The sequence below is a fragment of the Streptomyces sp. NPDC094032 genome, assembly GCF_040303965.1.
In the GTDB taxonomy this organism is placed as follows: Bacteria; Actinomycetota; Actinomycetes; order Streptomycetales; family Streptomycetaceae; genus Streptomyces.
Genome location: NZ_JBEOUE010000029.1, coordinates 12,859 through 27,580, shown reverse-complemented (window position 1 = coordinate 27,580; position 14,722 = coordinate 12,859). Strand labels below are relative to the sequence as shown.

Here is a 14,722-nt window from a genome sequence, read left to right as displayed (position 1 = left end):
GAACCGCCCGCCCTGCGCAACGAGGGAGGAACCGCGCGATGGACCAGGACCGCCAAGAGGTGACCCGCCCCGCCGCCACACCGCTCGTTCCCTGCCAGGCGCCGGAGACCGGGGCCACGGGGCCGATCCTGACCGGCGACACCGTCGAGGGCCGGCCGGTCCTCGGCTTCGCCTGTACGGCACGGGCGGCGCCGGTCGCCGCCGACGACCAGTTGGTGCTCCGGGGCGACGAGGGGGCCGGCGGGCCGCCCCTGCGGAGCTCCGACCCCGTGGACCAGCCGAGCCTGCTCCGCACCGGCCGGCGCCCCGGCCGGCAGACGCGGACCGAGCCGGTCCGCACCCATCGGCCCGACGACCTGGGCCCCGGTCTGGCGGACCGCTTCCGGGAGTTGATCCAGGGCCCGCGCGCGCCCCTGTTCACCACGGCGCTGATCGGTCACCTGGCCGCGTCGGGTCACCACGTCTGGCTGAGCGGGGGCGCCCCGCGCGACCTGCTGTCCGGGGCCGCCTACGACGAGGTCAACGACCTGGACCTGACCGGCACCGCACCCGCCGGGGCCTTCACCGAGACGGCCCGTCAGGTGCTCGACCTGGACGGCATGAGTGCGGAGCACCCCCAGCGCTTCAGCCCCGACACCCTCGTCTGCTCGGTCCTCGACCCCGTGGCCCGTGGCGGCGGACCGAGCCTGGACTACCGGGGGCTCGGCCTCGCGCGCGACGGGATGCCCTTCCCGGCCACCGGCACCGACCTGCTCCAGGACGCCCGGCAGCGCGACCTCACCGTCAACACGCTGCTCTACGACCCCGTACGGAACCTGGTCGTCGACCCGCTGGGTGCGGCCCTCGACGATCTCGCCACCCCCGAGGGGACACGCCGTCTCGTCCCCGTGGACACCTCGGCCGATCCGCTGGCGCAGGCCGAAGTGCTCCTGCGTGCGCTGAAGTTCCTGCTGCGCTGGGACGGACTCGCCCTGGACGACGGCCCCTTGCGCGCGTGGGCCCTGGCCCTGCCTGACGATCTGCCCGACCGGCTCGACCGGCGTGGCGGGGCGACCTGGCACCGGCTGGCGGGGCTCTGGGCGCAGTGCGTCCCCGACCCTGGCTCCCCCGCCCTGGAGGCAGCCGTCCGGCGGCTCGGTCCCGTCGCCGTCCGGCTGCGCGCACGGTGCGAGGAGGCCGCCGGATGACCGGGCCGGACCCCGAGGAGGCCGCCGTGCCCGCGCACCGGCCGCTCAGCGACTGGATCGCCCGTGTCCTGCCGGGCGCGCCGGGGCGGCCGCCCGTGCTTGGGCCCGTCAACGACGGTGACGAGCGGGCCGACGCCCGTACGCTGCCACGGTTCCGCGTCCAGCGCTGGACGCGGACCAGCCTGGTCGTCGAGCGGGCCGGCGAGCCGTACCGCGCCCTGGCGCTGCGGGCGCCCGACGGGAGCGTCGCCGTCGAACTCGACGACCACGGTGCGCCGGTCGCCGTCTCGGAGCCGGGCACCGCTCTGGTCGCCCGGCTGGAGGAGGAGTGGTCCGGGCCCCCGGCCGACGCGGAGACCGTCGGCGCCCTGCGCGCCGAGAGCCTCGCCCTGCGCTACTTCCTCCTCCACCGGCTCGCCCGCGAGACGCTTCCGCCGCCGGAGCTCTTCCACTGCCTTCCCTGGGAGCGCGTCGACGCCGCGGCCCGCTCGGCCGCCGCCCTGCTGCACGCCGGGCACGACACTCCGGGCACGGCACCGGACGGGGAGCTGCGCCACTGGTTCACCCCGGCCGCGGCGTCGCTCGCGGGGCCCCTCCAGGTCCTCGAAGCCGGTCTGCGCACGGAGCGGCCCGGCCCCTGGTTCGGCCGGGAGGCCGGAAACCTGCTCAACGGCCTCCTCGCCGCCGAGCCCGCACGGCTGCCCGTCCGCACCCGGCAGGCCTTGGCAGGGCTCGCCGGCGCGCTCGGTGAGGCGGACCGGGCGCTGCACCACGCCGGGCGGCTGGCGTCGCAGCGGCTGACCGGGCTGCGCCCCGTCGGACCGGTCGCCCTGACGCGGCGCCTGGACGTCACCGTGGCCGGAGGCGGGCGGCTGGAGATCGAGCTGGAGATCGCGGACCACCCCGCCCCTCCGGCCCGCCGTCTCACGGACGGCGCGCTCTGCCAGCCGGTGGTGGTACGGGCGGGCCCGGGCACCCGGTACTGGATGGCCCTCGAAGCCTCCGCGAGGACCCTGCACGGCTTCGTGGCGGTGCCCGTGCCGGAAGACGACGTCACCGTCGAGGTCGACCTCGACGCACCGCCCCTGCCGCTGCGCTTCCTGGACCGCGTCCCCCGGGAGGAGTGGGACGCGTCGCTCCCAGCCAACGAAGGGGTCACGCCGTCCCGTTGGCACCAGCTGATCGACGAGCTGCCCCCGCACCACCCGGCCCATGCCGCTTTGGCGACCGCCGACCTCCGCGCCCTCTTGATGCACGCCGTCAGTACACGGTGATGAACCGGGCCACGCTCGGCACCCCATGGGCGTCCAGGGCGAAGAGCATGTAAGTGCCGGGCAGGGCCGCGCCCTTGTCGGACGGGATGGTGACCTTGTACGTGCCGGCCCTCGTCGGACTGGACGTCAGGGGGACCCGGCGCTGGTCGTTGTCCGTGGAGTGGGTCGCGGCGGCGGCTCGCATCAGGACGAAGGAGGTGACCGGTTTCTCGGTGCTGATGGTGAGTGTGGTGCCGGCGGCGGCGCGGGGTGGTACGCCGTCGGTGATGACGGGGCGGGGTTTGGCCGAGCCGTCGGTGTTGAGCAGGTACGGCGGGGTGAAGACGGCCCCGTCGGCGTGGTTGGTGGCGCAGTCGCCGCAGAGGCCGCCGCCGCCGGAGAAGATCCGGCCGTCGGGCAGCAGGTTCGCCACGCTGTGGTAGTTGCGCGGGATGGCCATGGTGGCGAGCGGGGTGAAGCGCCCGGTCGCCGGGTCCCAGATCTCGGGGGTCAGTACGGACGTGGCGTCGCTGAACGGTACGGGGTAGGCCTGGCCGCCGAACACGGCGACCTTGCCGTCGGGCAGGACGACGCTGTTGCCGAAGGCGCGGGCGTGGTCCATGTCGCCGGTGCGCGCGGCGCGGACCTGGTCGCCGGCGATGTCCACGGTGTACGCGCGCCGGGTGGCGGGCGTGTTCTCGTACGCGGGCGAGCCGCCGAGGGTGAGCAGCTTGCCGATGTCGTACGCGACGGCGTTGCCGGTCATGGCGTCCTGGCTGTCGGCCCGGGGGCCGGCGGAGGTGATGCTCCCGTCCCCGGTGGTCGTGATCCAGTTCATCTGCTTGCTCGGGCCCAGTTGGAGCACCTTGCCGCCCGAAGTGGCGTACAGCCACATGTGGTTGTCGGCGCGGTAGGCGCCACGGGGGTCGGCCGTCATCGCGGGGACGGCGGAGACGCCCGGCAGCCTGCGCCAGGTGCGGGTGTCCGGGGACCAGACCTCGCCGGCCTTGTCGCCCGCGGCGCCGCTCCAGGATCCGCCGAGGACGAAGGCGTCGCCGGTGGAGAGCAGGGTCATGGCCTGGTAGCCGCGGGCGATGTTCATGCTGGTGGTGGCGGACCAGGAGTCGGTGGCCGGGTCGTAGATACTGGCCTTCTCGGCGTTGCTGCCGCCGGTGACGAGGACCCGGCCGTCGGCGAGCATCGCGATGCCGGGGCAGAACATGTCGTGGCCGGTGTTGTCGATGCGGCGCTGGGTGACCTTGCCGGTCTTCAGGTCCAGGATCGCGGTCTGGGTGTATCCGTTGCTGCCGCCGAAGCGGTCGACCGCATACGCCGACCAGGCCAGCAGCTTGTCGCCCGGCAGGACGGCGGTGGCCACCGGCACCAGGGGGAAGCCGGTGATCCGGCTCCAGGAGCCGTGGACGGCCGGGTCGGCCGGTCCGCTCAGGCGCATCTCGGCGGCGGAGGTCCAGGGCCCGCGGTCGCCGGCCTCGCGGGTCACGGTCAGGCGTACGGAGCGGGCGTTGACGGTACGGGTGAAGGTGGCGGTCTTGACGGTGTCGTCGTCACGCCAGGTGCCCGTGGAGACCGGTGCGCCGAAGGTGGTGCCGTCGGTGCTGGTGGTGATGGAGTACGTGCCCGCGCGCCCGTTCGGGCCGTCCTTGCGGGGCTGGTAGACGAGGGCGGAGACGGCCGTCGTACGGTGCAGGTCGAGGGTGATGGTGTGCGGCAGCGGGGCCGGGGTGCCGGACCACCTGCTGTGCCAGATGGTGGCGGCGTCGCCGTCGAGGACGTTGGCCGCGCGGCCGTTCTCCCGGGCGGTCTCCTCGTCGCCCGCCGTGGCCGTCCATCCGGTCCTGGGCAGGTCGACGGTGGCCGCCGGGGTGCCGGGGTCGCCGAGCAGGTCGAGCTCCGCCGCGGAGCTCCACGGGCCGCGCCCGCCGGCCTCGCTGACGGCGGTGAGCCGGACGAACCGGGCGCCCTGCGGGGCGAATCCGAGGGTCTTGGCGCTGCCGTCGTCCGCGAGGGTGCCGGTGGCGACCGGACTGCCCCAGTGCGTGCCGTCGGCGCTGACGCTGATGCTGTACTCGCCGACGCGCCCGTTGGTACCGGTGGCGCGGGGCCGGTAGACGAGGGCGGAGACCACGGCCGTGCGATGCATGTCGAGGGTGATGCTGTGCGGCAGCGGGGCGGGGGTGCCCGTCCACTTGCTGTGCCAGAGGGTGGCCGGGTCGCCGTCGAGGACGTTGGCTGCGCGCCCGTTCTCGCCGACGGTCTCCTGGTCGCTCGCCGTGACCGTCCACCCGGTCCGGTCGAGCACGGGGGCCGTCGGCTCCATGGCCTCCGCCGGGGCCACGCCGTGGTGCGGCGACTGCTTCGCCGTCTGCTGCGTGAAGGCCCCCGGGGCCGGCCGGGGCGCCGGGCCGTGGCCGCCCGGCGCCGTGCTCGCCACGCCCAGCCAGGGGGTGAGCCCGACGAGCGTCGAGCCGAGGGCGAAGGAGATGAGCAGCGGGGAGCGCCGCAATGCTCCGGCGAGGGGGCGGATGCGTCTGCGCATCGATCGGACCTCCGAGACGGGCCAGGAACCGCTACGAGCCCCAGGACACGCAACAGGATGGCCCAACTCGGCGTAAACGCATAGGAGTTGGCACGAACTCGCCCCGCCGTACGCGGAACCGTCCCCTCCGCCGGGCGCCCCTCCGCCGGACGTCCCCTCCGCCGGGCGGCCACGCCCACGGCCCGGCCCGCGCCGCCCGCCCGGTGGTGCGGTCAGCCCCGGTGCCCCAGGTCCAGGCGGTCGAGCAGCCCGGCCTCGGTGAAGGCGGCGACCAGGTCGTCACGGCCCTCGGTGAAGTGCGCCCAGCTGTCGTAGTGGACGGGAACCACCCGGCGGGCGCCGAGGATCCGGGCGGCTTCGGCGGCCTGCGCGCTGTCGAGGACGATCACCGCGCCGCCGAACAGGACGGGGAAGCGGGGCGCCCCGGCGAACAGGATGGCGGTGTCCACCGGGCCGAACCGGTCGGCGATCTCCCGGACCAGGTCGAGCGAGGCGTTGTCGCCGCTGACGTAGACCGTGGGCAGGCCCTCGCCGGTCAGGACGAAGCCGACGACCTGGCCGGTGAACGGCTCGACGTTCTCGCGGGCGCCCGGCCCGTGGATGGCCGGCACGCCCGTGACGGTGATCGTGCCGCCGCCGGGGCGGTCCAGGGCTGTCGACTCCCAGTCGGCCAGCCCCTTGGCGCCCGCGCCGAGGCGCTGCCCGCCCCCAGGGGTGGTCAGGGTCAGGGCGACGTCGGCGAGCAGCGCCCGGCCGGAGTCGTCGAGGTTGTCGGGGTGCTCGTCGTGGGAGAGCAGGACCACGTCGATACGCCCGAGGTCGGCCGGCGCGGCGGAGGCGGGCGCCGTCTTGGTCAGCAGGGCGCCCGGCACGGGGTAGTCGCGGGGCGCGTCGAAGGTGGGGTCGGTCAGGAATCGCAGGCCGCCGTACTCGAAGAGCGCGGTGGGGCCGCCGAGGACGCGGACGGGAAAGTGCCGCTGGTCTGCGGGCATGCGGGTGCCAGTCATCAGAACCTCTGATTCTCACGAATGTTCTCACGAATAAGTGCTGCGCTATCCGTGAGAGACCCTAGCGCACGACTCACGGATGAAGGCAAGCCGTACCATGACAACCATGAGGGAGACCCCGACCGTCGAGTCCATGCCGCCGCCCGCTCCGGGAGCGGAGGACCACCTGGCGCTGGACTTCGTCAACAGCGCCGTCGCCCTGCCCGGAGGGCACTTCGCCGACCTCCTCGGCACGCCGGGCGCCACCGCCCGATGGCTCTTCGAGCACGGCCTCGCGCCCGCCGGGACGCCGGTGCAGGAGATGTGCGTGGCACAGCTGCGCTCGCTGCGCGAACACCTGAGGTCGCTGTTCGCCGCCCGGGTCGCGGGGGTGCCCGCCCTGCCCATGGCGCTGTCCGCCGTCAACGACGCGCTGTGCAAGGCCCCGACCGCCGCCCTGCTGTACTGGGACGAGAAGAACGGCCCGTACCGCGCGGCGCCCTGCCCCACCGACGAGATCCTCGGCCGCGCCCTGGCGACCCTCGCGGCCGACGCGGCCGACCTCCTCACCGGTCCCGAGGCCGCCCGCCTCACCGGCTGCGGCTCCTCCCCCTGCAACCGCTACCTGCTGCGCCACGGCCGCCGCCACTGGTGCTCCACCCGCTGCGGCGACCGCGCCCGCGCCGCCCGCGCGTACGCCCGGCGCACCCAGGCGTAGCCGCGCGCGCGGCCGCGAGGCCGGGTCACATCGGCGTCATCGAACCCCGCAGACCCGGCAGCAGCCAGTCCGGGAACACCCCGAGACCGGCCAACACCGCGAGCAGCAGGAACGCGCCGTCGGCGACCTGGGCCAACCGCGGCCCCCGGTACCAGAGTTTCTCCAGGAAGATCAGGGCCGCCAGCCACGCCATCGCCGCGATGTTCATGACGCCCAGGGGGATCAGCACCACCATCAGGGCCCAGCAGCGGCCGACGCAGTACGCGCCGTGGTGCAGCCCCACCCGCAGATCGCGCAGCGGCGGCCGGTACGCGGTGTACCGGATCAGCTGGGCCATCGCGCCGCGGCAGTGCCGCAGGCAGATGTCCTTGAGGAGCCCGAGCTGGTACAGCCCGGCCAGCGCGAAGGCGGACGCCCCGATCCACCGCCCGGCGTCCGGGTGCCGCTCGACAAGACCGCCCGTGAGCGCCAGCCCGCCGTACGCGAGCAGGCCGAACGCCGTCCATACGACCAGGTGGCCGACGAGGAACTCACCGGTGCGCAGCGCCCGCGTGACACCACCGGACTGCCGGGCGATCCCTCGGGCCCAGGTCACCGCGACGGGGGCGACGGAGGGCAGCATCATCGCCGCCATCATGGCGAGCCACAGCAGGAGGAACAGCGGCAGCGGCATCCCTATCGTGCCGGGACCGACCCCCGCGCCAAGGGCCTTGGTCGACGGTGAGCACCCAGGCCAGGGCCGCGATCAGGACGATCAGCGTCCACGCCACGGCGAGCTCCCGGACCATCACCCTCTGAACGACGTCGCATCGGCCCCGCCGGACGGCGGAGCCGATGCGAAAGGAGCCGACCGGACCGCGTCACGCGGCCTTGGACAGGGTGGACCGGTCCGTCCGGGGTGCCTGGGCGACGGGCGACGTCGGCAGGGTGGTCACGGCGCCTCCTCCGTCGTGGCGCGGCCACAGGAGGAGGGCGCTGACGGCACCGACGCCGGCGAGGACCGCGAGGACGGACCAGGTGACGACGAAGCCCGCTTCGGTGCCGAGCCATCCGGCGACCGGGTAGGTGATCAGCCAGGCCAGGTGCGACAGGGAGAACTGGGCCGCGAACGCCCCGGGGATCTCGTCCCGCCCGACGGAGCCGCGCAGGACCTTGCCGGTCGGCGTGATGACCAGCGCCATGCCGATGCCGATCACGGTCCAGATGATCGCCGTACCGGTCCAGGTGGCGAGGCCGGTCGCGATGAGCGTCACCGCGGCGGTGGTGCCGGCGACGAGGACTCCGGCGCCGGTCGTCATGACGGTGCGGGCGGCGACCCGGTCGAGTACGCGGGGCAGGGCGAGGGCGGCGAGGAGGGTTCCGGCGCCGGAGGCGGCGAGCATCCAGGCGACGTCCGACTGCGATCCGCCTAGCTCGTCACGGACGTAGTTCACGGTGCTGACGACGACGATGGATCCGGCCGCCGCGACCACGAGGTTGAGCGCCATGACGCCGCGCAGGCGCGGTGTCCTGAGGAAGGTCCTGATCCCCGACGTCGCCTTGTCCCACGCCTTGGTGTGCGCGGTGGGACGGGCATTGGGGATACGTGTCCACAGGACGAGCAGGGCGGAGACGAGGAATCCGGCGGAGGTGCCGAGGAACAGCCAGTTGAAGCTCATGAACGTCAGCGCGACGGCCGCCAGTACGGGGCTGAGCAGGCTCTCCATGGTGGAGGCGACCTGGGAGGCGGACAGGGCCCGGGTGTAGTCGGACTCGTCGGTCACGATGTCGGGGATGACGGCCTGGAACGTCGGCGTGAACGCCGCCGAGGCGGCCTGGAGCAGGCCGATCAGCACGTAGATGTGCCAGACCTCGCTCACCAGGGGCAGTGCCAGGACGACCGCGCCGCGGACCACGTCGAGGGCGACCAGGAGGGTCCTTCTGGGGAGGCGGTCGACGTACGCGGCGGCCAGCGGGGCTATGACCACGTACATGACCATCTTGATGGTCAGGGCGGTGCCGAGGACCATGCCGGCGCGGGCGCCCGCGAGGTCGTACGCGAGCAGTCCGAGGGCCACGGTGGTCAGACCGGTACCGAACAGGGCGATCACCTGGGCACCGAACAGGTGCCGGTAGTCGCGGTTGGCGAACAGACGCATGGCAGGTTCCTTCCGTATCCATGCGGCGGGGCGCGGCCCCGGGGTGGTGGCCGCGCCCCGCGAGTACAGGCGGGGGTGTCTCTGGCGGGGAGGGCGAGCGCGATGTCGCGACGACACCGTCGACACTCCTGCCGGGCCCTGTTCAGGCGGGTCATGACATTCCTTCGGATACGGATGACTGTGACTGCGGGGTCAGTGGTGCGTGGTGGTGGGCACCGTGAACTCGGCCGTCCGGACGACGCCGCCGTGCTGGAAGTCCAGGTACAGGCGGTAGGTGGCGGCCGTGGGGGCGACCGCCATGAAGGCGATCTCGGGGCCCGGCGCGGTGGTGCCGTCACCGGGCTCGCCCTCCGGGTGGACGTGGAGGTAGCCCAGGTCGCCGACGCGCAGGGCCACCAGGTGCCCGTAGGCGGCCAGGTAGGGCTGGAGGTCGGTGACGGGCTGCCCGTCGCGGCTGACGGTGAAGGTCAGCCGGCTCGCCTCGCCGGGCAGGAGCGCGCCGTCGAGCGCGACGGTGTACTCGCCGATCCGCGCGGTCCCGGTGACCTCGGGGAGCGGCCTCGGGTCGTACGATCCGGCGACCGCCGCGTCGATCCCCAGCGTCAGGGTCCCCTCGTGTCCGACCGGGTGGACGTCGGCGAAGAAGCGCCAGTCCCCCGGCTCCAGGGCGAGCTCGACGCTCCAGGTGCCCTTCTCGTCCCGCACCGGGTGCACGTGCTGGAAGCCCGCGGTGTCGCGGCGGACGGCGATGAAGTGCAGTTCCTTCTCGTGCTCCGGCTGGAACTCGGTCACCACCTGCCCGTCGGAGCCGATCACCCGGAAGTGGACCGGCTGCACGCCCGCGGCGAGGATCGTCGAGTCGAGCTCAAGGGTGTACCCGTCCTCGGAGACCGAGAGACCACCGGGTCGGCCTCCGCCGTGGGCGGCGTGACCGGCGTGGGCATCGTGACCGGCGTGGCCGGTGTGGCCGGTGTGGTCGCCATGACCGGCGTGACCTCCGTGGCCGGTGTGGTCGTGGCCCGCGTGGTTGTTCATGACATCTCCCTTGGCGTGATGCGTCCGATGCGTCTTCCGACGGCCGTCCGTTCCGGCGACGATCACAACCATATACCCCAGGGGGGTATTCCGCTCGCCCGAAAATCAGCCGATCCGGGGCCCGCCCTTCTAGACTCGTACGCGAGGAAGCGTCGATGACGGGGAGCCGCCCGATGAGCACCGCCCGCGATCTGCTGACCATCGCGTTGGACGCGGCGCCGGACGGGTCGGTGCGCCAGGGCGAGTTGTCGCTCGCGCTGGCCGGTGCCGAGCTCGTCGACCTGCTCGCGGAGGGGGCGGTCACCCTCGACCGCGACGTGATCGTCCCGGCGGACGCGATCGGCCTGGACGACGCGCTTCTGGCCCAGGGGGCGGCGTCGCTCGTCCGGGAGGCACCGTACGAGTACGTCGACGACTGGCTGTGGCGGCGCGGGCGCGATCTGGCCGGGGCCTATGTGGCCGCCTTCACCATGGAGGGCCGGCTCATCCAGGAGCGGCGCCGCTGGGCACCGCTCACCACGGGCCGGGTCGTCGTGTCGGATTCGCCGGACCACCGGCGCGCCCAGGAGCGCCTGGACGCCGGCGAGCCGGTCCTCGTCGACCTCGCGACGGCCGCCGGGATCGAGGCGGGGCCCACCGTCGGGACGGCGCCGGAAGAGCCCGGTCGGACGGACGGCCCGGAGCGGACCGTCCTGGCCGCCGTCGAGGACGCGGTCACCGAGCTGGCGGCCGTACGGCAGCGGCGCACGATCGAGCAGGCGGCATTCGACAACGTCTGGCGCGCTCCGTAGCAGGGGTTACGCGGCGCCCCAGCCGGACTCCCGAAGGCCGAACGCGGCGACCAGGGCGCGCTCGGAATCGTCGGCGCGATGGGCGAGGGCCGCACGCGTGTAGTCGTCGGGCCGACTACCGGTGGCCTCAAGGCGGGCGTGTCGGCCACGAGACGACGGAAGGCGGCGAAGCGCGGGTCGGAGTCGCGGGCGTCGACGCGGGTCCGCTTGATGTGCGCGCACAGGGCCTGGGGAATGCTCTGGCCTTCCGGCCGGTCGCGGACGGCGGCGACGAGGGCGGCCTCCTGCGCGGTGTCCTCGTCGAAGACCAGGGCTTCCTTGGTGGGGAAGTACTTGAGCAGCGTCGTGGTCTACACGTCCACGGCGTCCGCGATGTCGCGGATGGTGACACGGTCGTAGCCGTGCTCCAGGAACAGGTCCAGGGCGGTGTCGGCCAGCGCCTGGCGAGTGGCGGCCCCGGCCCTGGCCCCGGCCTCAGCCTCGACCAGGGAGACGAACCAAGGAGACCGACCATGAGCGCCCCCACCCCCCGCATCGCGGTCATCGGAGCCAGGCCCGGCGGACTGACCTGCGCCCGGGGCCTCCAGCGGCACGGCATCCCGGTCACCGTCCACGACCTCGACGCCTCCCCCGCCGCCCGCGACCAGGGCGGCACCCTCGACATGCACCCGGCCACCGGCCAACACGCCCTGCGCGAGGCCGGGTTGTGGGACGCCTTCAGCGCGCTCTCCCGCCCCGAGGGCGAGCGGATGCGTCTCGTCGGCCGCGACGGGCGGATCGTGTTCGACGCCGCGCCGGCCGAGGGCGGCCAGGGCAACCCCGAGATCGATCGCGGGCAGCTCCGCGGCCTCCTCCTGGACTCCCTCGCCCCCGGCACCGTGCGCTGGGGCCACAAGCTCACCGACGCCGAACCGCTCGGCGCGGGCGGCCACCGCCTGTGCTTCGCCGACGGCTGCACCGCCGACGTCGATCTCGTCGTGGGCGCCGACGGCGCCTGGTCCCGCACCCGCCGCCTGCTGTCCGACGCGACACCCGTCTACACCGGCGTCACCTTCGTCGAGACCGGTTTCGACGACGCCGACCACCGCCACCCGGGGCTCGCCGCCCTCACCGGCGACGGCACGATGATGGCGCTCGACGACAGCCGAGGCTTCGTCGCCCAGCGCAACAGCGGCGGCCACATCCGTACGTACATCGGCATGCGCACCGGCGAGGACTGGCACCGGGGGGACGACGGTCCCGCCCTCCGCGAAGCGCTGCTGAAGGCGTTCACCGGCTGGAGCGACGACCTGCTCCGCTTCATCACCGACACGGACACCGGCTACGTCAACCGCCCGCTGTACGCCCTGCCCGTCCCGCACACCTGGCCCCACACCCCCGGCGTCACCCTCCTCGGCGACGCCGCCCACCTGATGTCCCCGTTCTCCGGCATGGGCGCCAACCTCGCGATGCGCGACGGCGCCGATCTCGCCGCCGCTCTCCTCGCACACCCCACCGTCGACGAGGCGATCACCGCCTACGAGGACATCCTCCTGCCCCGGTCCGCCGAAGCCGCCGAAGGCGCCGCCGAGGGCATCGCCGGAGCCTTCGCCCCCGACAGTGCCCGTCAGACCCTCGCCCACCTGACCCGGACGGCGTAAGGGCGGGGCTCAGCGGGACACCTGGTAGTGGGCGATGGCCCAGCCGTGGTCCGTGTGCTGGAGGAGGAGGCCGAGGCTGACGGTGAGGGTGGGGCGGTCGGTGAAGGAGAAGTCGACCGTCAGGTAGCCGAGGAGGAGGTCCTCGGCCAGACGCCGGGTTTCCAGGATGCGGTAGTCGGCGGTGAGGCCGAGGGGCTGCGCGTCGTAGTACGCGGCGACGCCGGGGCGACCGACCGTGTAGGGGTGCAGGCCCTGGAAGATGGCCTCCTCGGTGAAGTGCGCGGCGACCTGGTCCGGCTGGTGGCGGTCGACGGCGGTCTTCCAGCCGTCGAGCACGCTGTGCAGGATCTTTTCGTCGTCCGTGGTGGTCGTGGTGGCGCGGTGCATGGCGGGTCTCCTGGGGTGGGGGGCGGGTTCAGTGGCCGGCGCTCATGCCGCCGTCGACGTGGAGGATCTCGCCGGTGACGAAGGGCGCGTTCTCCAGGTAGAGGACGGCGTCGACGATGTCGGAGATCTCGCCCATGCGGCCGACCGGGTGCAGTCCGTCGAGGAACGCGTGGGTCTCGGGGGCGTGCATCGGGGTGCGGATCGTGCCCGGGGAGACCGCGTTGGCCCGGATGCCGCGACCCGCGTACTCGATTGCGAGGGACTTGGTGGCCGACTGGAGGCCGCCCTTGGTCAGCGAGGCGAGTACAGAGGGGACGCGGGCGTCGGCGTTGTCGACGAGGCTGGTGGTGACGTTGACGATGTGCCCGCCGCCCTGGGCGAGCATCTGGCCGACGGCGAGTTGGGTGAGGCGGAAGAAGCCGGTGAGGTTCACGCCGAGGACGGCGGCGTAGTCCTCCTCGGTGTAGTCGGTGAACGGCTTGGCGACGAAGACGCCGGCGTTGTTGACCAGCGTGTCGATGCGGCCGAAGCGCTCGACGGCGGCGGAGACCAGGCGGTCGGCGGTGGCCGGGTCGGCGATGTCGCCGGGGACGGTCAGGACGCCCGCGTCGTCGGCGGGAGCGATGGTGCGCGAGGTCGCGACGACGGCGTGACCCAGCTTGCGGTAGGCCTCGACCAGACCGGCGCCGATGCCCTGCGAGGCTCCGGTGACGACGGCGACCTTCTGTGGCGTGAGCATGCTCATGACAGGACTCCTGGGTGTGGGCGAGCACGGGTACGCGCTCGGGGGAGGATTCGTCGACGTCGGCTCCGGGTTTCCGGCCGCCGGCTTCCGGTCGACTCCTCGACAGTAGGCAGCGCGGCGGGCACCGGGCAACGCCGGACGGGCCCTCCCCCGGGACCGGATTCCTCCTTGCTGGAAGGCCTGGACTTCCAGGCCTGGTCAGCCCCTCCGCCCCTGCTCCGCGGGTCAGCTCGGCTCGCCGGGCTCCGGCCCGTACGGGTCCCCGGCCGGGAGCCAGACGTCCGGCGCCCGCAGCCCGAGGTCGCCGACCCCGTCGCAGAGCGCGTCGACCACGGCGAGCAACCCCGGACGCTCCTCGTCCGCGCGCCGCACCAGCGACCACGTCCAGTACACCTGCGGCGCCACCACCGGACGGTGCACCAGGTCCGGCGGGAGGGCGGCGGTCTGGCCCTTCGGCGAGTTCAGGACCGGCCGGCCGAGGCGGCGGACGTGGTCGAAGAACGCGGGGCCGGTCACCCCACCATCGGCGATCCGTTCCGGCACGGCACCGGTGTCCCGCGCCAGCTCCTCCGCGTAGTCGTTCCACGAGGACCAGGACGTGGCGTCCCCGTCCAGCAGTACGGCGGTGTCCTGGGCGCGCACCGGCCCCGTCGCGGACCCGGGGGCAACGGCGTACAGACGGTCCGCGCCGATCAGACGCGCCGTCAGGCCCAGCCGCTCCAGGTCCTCCCGGCGGACCCAGCACACCGCGAGGTCGAGGCTGCCGTCGGCGACCCGGGCCGCCTGGGTGTGGGACGGCGCGACCCACGCGTCGACGTTGACCCGGGCCGCCCCCGCCGTACGGGCGGCGAGATCGGTGGGCAGCCAGTTGACGTAGCCCAGCCGGACCGGCTGCGAGCCCGCCAGCCGCCCCGCCCGCAGCTTGAGGTCGTCGGCGCGGTCCAGCAGGGACCGTACATGCGGCAGCAGGGCCGTACCCGCCGGGGTCAGGGCCACGGAACGCCGGTCACGGTCGAACAGGGCGACCCCGAGATCCCGTTCGAGCGCCTTGATCTGCTGGGACAGGGAAGGACCCGCGATCAGCAGCCGGGCGGCCGCCCGGCCGAAGTTCAGCTCTTCCGCGACCGCGACGAAGTACCGCAACTGGCGAAGCTCCACGCCCCCGAGGGTAGGGCCGGTAGGAGGCTCCGCCTCTCAGCAGGGAGGACTCCGGTCGTGGCGCGGGCCCGGCGGCGGGCACACCATGGGAGCACGGCGGAGCGCCCCGTACCGGCGCCGCCCGGCA

The 14,722-nt window shown here is 73.8% G+C and carries 13 protein-coding genes and 1 pseudogene; 5 read left to right on the top strand and 9 right to left on the bottom strand.

Annotated features, from left to right (window positions below):
- Window positions 1-38: 38 nt before the first annotated feature.
- Both ABTZ54_RS30395 and ABTZ54_RS30390 read left to right on the top strand, forming a co-directional pair.
- Window positions 39-1,187 carry a nucleotidyltransferase family protein gene (locus ABTZ54_RS30395; protein WP_351669300.1) on the top strand — a complete coding sequence of 383 codons (1,149 nt, stop codon included), beginning with the start codon at window positions 39-41 and terminating at the stop codon, window positions 1,185-1,187.
- The gene (locus tag ABTZ54_RS30390) at window positions 1,184-2,461 is read left to right on the top strand and encodes a hypothetical protein (protein ID WP_351669298.1); all 1,278 of its coding nucleotides are present in this window, start codon (window positions 1,184-1,186) and stop codon (window positions 2,459-2,461) included. Before ABTZ54_RS30395 ends, ABTZ54_RS30390 begins: the two co-directional genes overlap by 4 nt.
- On the opposite strand, the gene ABTZ54_RS30385 is transcribed toward ABTZ54_RS30390, so the two are convergent.
- Window positions 2,448-4,997, bottom strand: a complete 2,550-nt coding sequence (locus tag ABTZ54_RS30385; RefSeq protein ID WP_351669296.1) for a galactose oxidase family protein — start codon at window positions 4,995-4,997, stop codon at window positions 2,448-2,450. The genes ABTZ54_RS30390 and ABTZ54_RS30385 overlap by 14 nt on opposite strands.
- Before the next feature lie 212 nt (window positions 4,998-5,209).
- Window positions 5,210-6,004: an MBL fold metallo-hydrolase gene (locus tag ABTZ54_RS30380; RefSeq protein WP_351669294.1), complete on the bottom strand. Its 795-nt coding sequence runs from the start codon at window positions 6,002-6,004 to the stop codon at window positions 5,210-5,212.
- Window positions 6,005-6,110: 106 nt separating this feature from the next.
- On the opposite strand from ABTZ54_RS30380, the gene ABTZ54_RS30375 reads away from it, so the two are divergent.
- Window positions 6,111-6,701 (top strand): CGNR zinc finger domain-containing protein, encoded by a 591-nt coding sequence (locus ABTZ54_RS30375; protein WP_351669292.1) that lies wholly within the window; start codon window positions 6,111-6,113, stop codon window positions 6,699-6,701.
- Window positions 6,702-6,726: 25 nt separating this feature from the next.
- Here ABTZ54_RS30375 and ABTZ54_RS30370 read toward each other — a convergent pair.
- The 3 genes and pseudogenes from ABTZ54_RS30370 to ABTZ54_RS30360 all read right to left on the bottom strand — a co-directional run bounded on the left by ABTZ54_RS30370 (window position 6,727) and on the right by ABTZ54_RS30360 (window position 9,874).
- Window positions 6,727-7,489, bottom strand: a pseudogene (locus tag ABTZ54_RS30370) (DUF2182 domain-containing protein).
- 72 nt (window positions 7,490-7,561) lie between these two features.
- Window positions 7,562-8,839, bottom strand: coding sequence for an MFS transporter (locus ABTZ54_RS30365; protein ID WP_351669290.1), 1,278 nt, complete (start codon window positions 8,837-8,839; stop codon window positions 7,562-7,564).
- A 192-nt stretch (window positions 8,840-9,031) separates the two neighbouring features.
- Window positions 9,032-9,874: a DUF8832 domain-containing protein gene (locus tag ABTZ54_RS30360; protein WP_351669252.1), complete on the bottom strand. Its 843-nt coding sequence runs from the start codon at window positions 9,872-9,874 to the stop codon at window positions 9,032-9,034.
- Window positions 9,875-10,047: 173 nt separating this feature from the next.
- On the opposite strand from ABTZ54_RS30360, the gene ABTZ54_RS30355 reads away from it, so the two are divergent.
- Window positions 10,048-10,665: a GPP34 family phosphoprotein gene (locus ABTZ54_RS30355; protein ID WP_351669250.1), complete on the top strand. Its 618-nt coding sequence runs from the start codon at window positions 10,048-10,050 to the stop codon at window positions 10,663-10,665.
- 350 nt (window positions 10,666-11,015) lie between these two features.
- On the opposite strand, the gene ABTZ54_RS35745 is transcribed toward ABTZ54_RS30355, so the two are convergent.
- Window positions 11,016-11,258, bottom strand: a complete 243-nt coding sequence (locus ABTZ54_RS35745) for a TetR/AcrR family transcriptional regulator (protein ID WP_502997341.1) — start codon at window positions 11,256-11,258, stop codon at window positions 11,016-11,018.
- On the opposite strand from ABTZ54_RS35745, the gene ABTZ54_RS30345 reads away from it, so the two are divergent.
- A complete protein-coding gene (locus ABTZ54_RS30345) occupies window positions 11,178-12,305 on the top strand; it encodes an FAD-dependent oxidoreductase (protein ID WP_351669248.1) in 1,128 nt (375 codons plus the stop codon). The genes ABTZ54_RS35745 and ABTZ54_RS30345 overlap by 81 nt on opposite strands.
- A 9-nt stretch (window positions 12,306-12,314) precedes the next feature.
- Here ABTZ54_RS30345 and ABTZ54_RS30340 read toward each other — a convergent pair whose 3' ends face one another.
- From ABTZ54_RS30340 to ABTZ54_RS30330, 3 genes are all read right to left on the bottom strand, one after another.
- On the bottom strand, window positions 12,315-12,692 hold the full coding sequence (locus ABTZ54_RS30340; protein ID WP_351669246.1) for a nuclear transport factor 2 family protein: 378 nt from the start codon (window positions 12,690-12,692) through the stop codon (window positions 12,315-12,317).
- Between the two features lie 28 nt (window positions 12,693-12,720).
- On the bottom strand, window positions 12,721-13,431 hold the full coding sequence (locus tag ABTZ54_RS30335) for an SDR family NAD(P)-dependent oxidoreductase (RefSeq protein ID WP_351669394.1): 711 nt from the start codon (window positions 13,429-13,431) through the stop codon (window positions 12,721-12,723).
- A 231-nt stretch (window positions 13,432-13,662) separates the two neighbouring features.
- Entirely contained in the window at window positions 13,663-14,595 is a 933-nt protein-coding gene (locus tag ABTZ54_RS30330) for a LysR family transcriptional regulator (RefSeq protein ID WP_351669244.1), read from the bottom strand.
- Window positions 14,596-14,722 lie beyond the last annotated feature (127 nt).

Excerpts from the sequence above, each read along its gene's own strand:
- ABTZ54_RS30395 (WP_351669300.1), top strand. The coding sequence starts at position 39 with ATGGACCAGGACCGCCAAGAGGTGACCCGCCCCGCCGCCACACCGCTC.
- ABTZ54_RS30345 (WP_351669248.1), top strand. The coding sequence starts at position 11,178 with ATGAGCGCCCCCACCCCCCGCATCGCGGTCATCGGAGCCAGGCCCGGC.
- ABTZ54_RS30335 (WP_351669394.1), bottom strand. The coding sequence starts at position 13,431 with ATGCTCACGCCACAGAAGGTCGCCGTCGTCACCGGAGCCTCGCAGGGC.
- ABTZ54_RS30340 (WP_351669246.1), bottom strand. The coding sequence starts at position 12,692 with ATGCACCGCGCCACCACGACCACCACGGACGACGAAAAGATCCTGCAC.
- ABTZ54_RS30380 (WP_351669294.1), bottom strand. The coding sequence starts at position 6,004 with ATGACTGGCACCCGCATGCCCGCAGACCAGCGGCACTTTCCCGTCCGC.
- ABTZ54_RS30375 (WP_351669292.1), top strand. The coding sequence starts at position 6,111 with ATGAGGGAGACCCCGACCGTCGAGTCCATGCCGCCGCCCGCTCCGGGA.
- ABTZ54_RS30355 (WP_351669250.1), top strand. The coding sequence starts at position 10,048 with ATGAGCACCGCCCGCGATCTGCTGACCATCGCGTTGGACGCGGCGCCG.
- ABTZ54_RS30390 (WP_351669298.1), top strand. The coding sequence starts at position 1,184 with ATGACCGGGCCGGACCCCGAGGAGGCCGCCGTGCCCGCGCACCGGCCG.
- ABTZ54_RS30385 (WP_351669296.1), bottom strand. The coding sequence starts at position 4,997 with ATGCGCAGACGCATCCGCCCCCTCGCCGGAGCATTGCGGCGCTCCCCG.
- ABTZ54_RS30360 (WP_351669252.1), bottom strand. The coding sequence starts at position 9,874 with ATGAACAACCACGCGGGCCACGACCACACCGGCCACGGAGGTCACGCC.
- ABTZ54_RS30365 (WP_351669290.1), bottom strand. The coding sequence starts at position 8,839 with ATGCGTCTGTTCGCCAACCGCGACTACCGGCACCTGTTCGGTGCCCAG.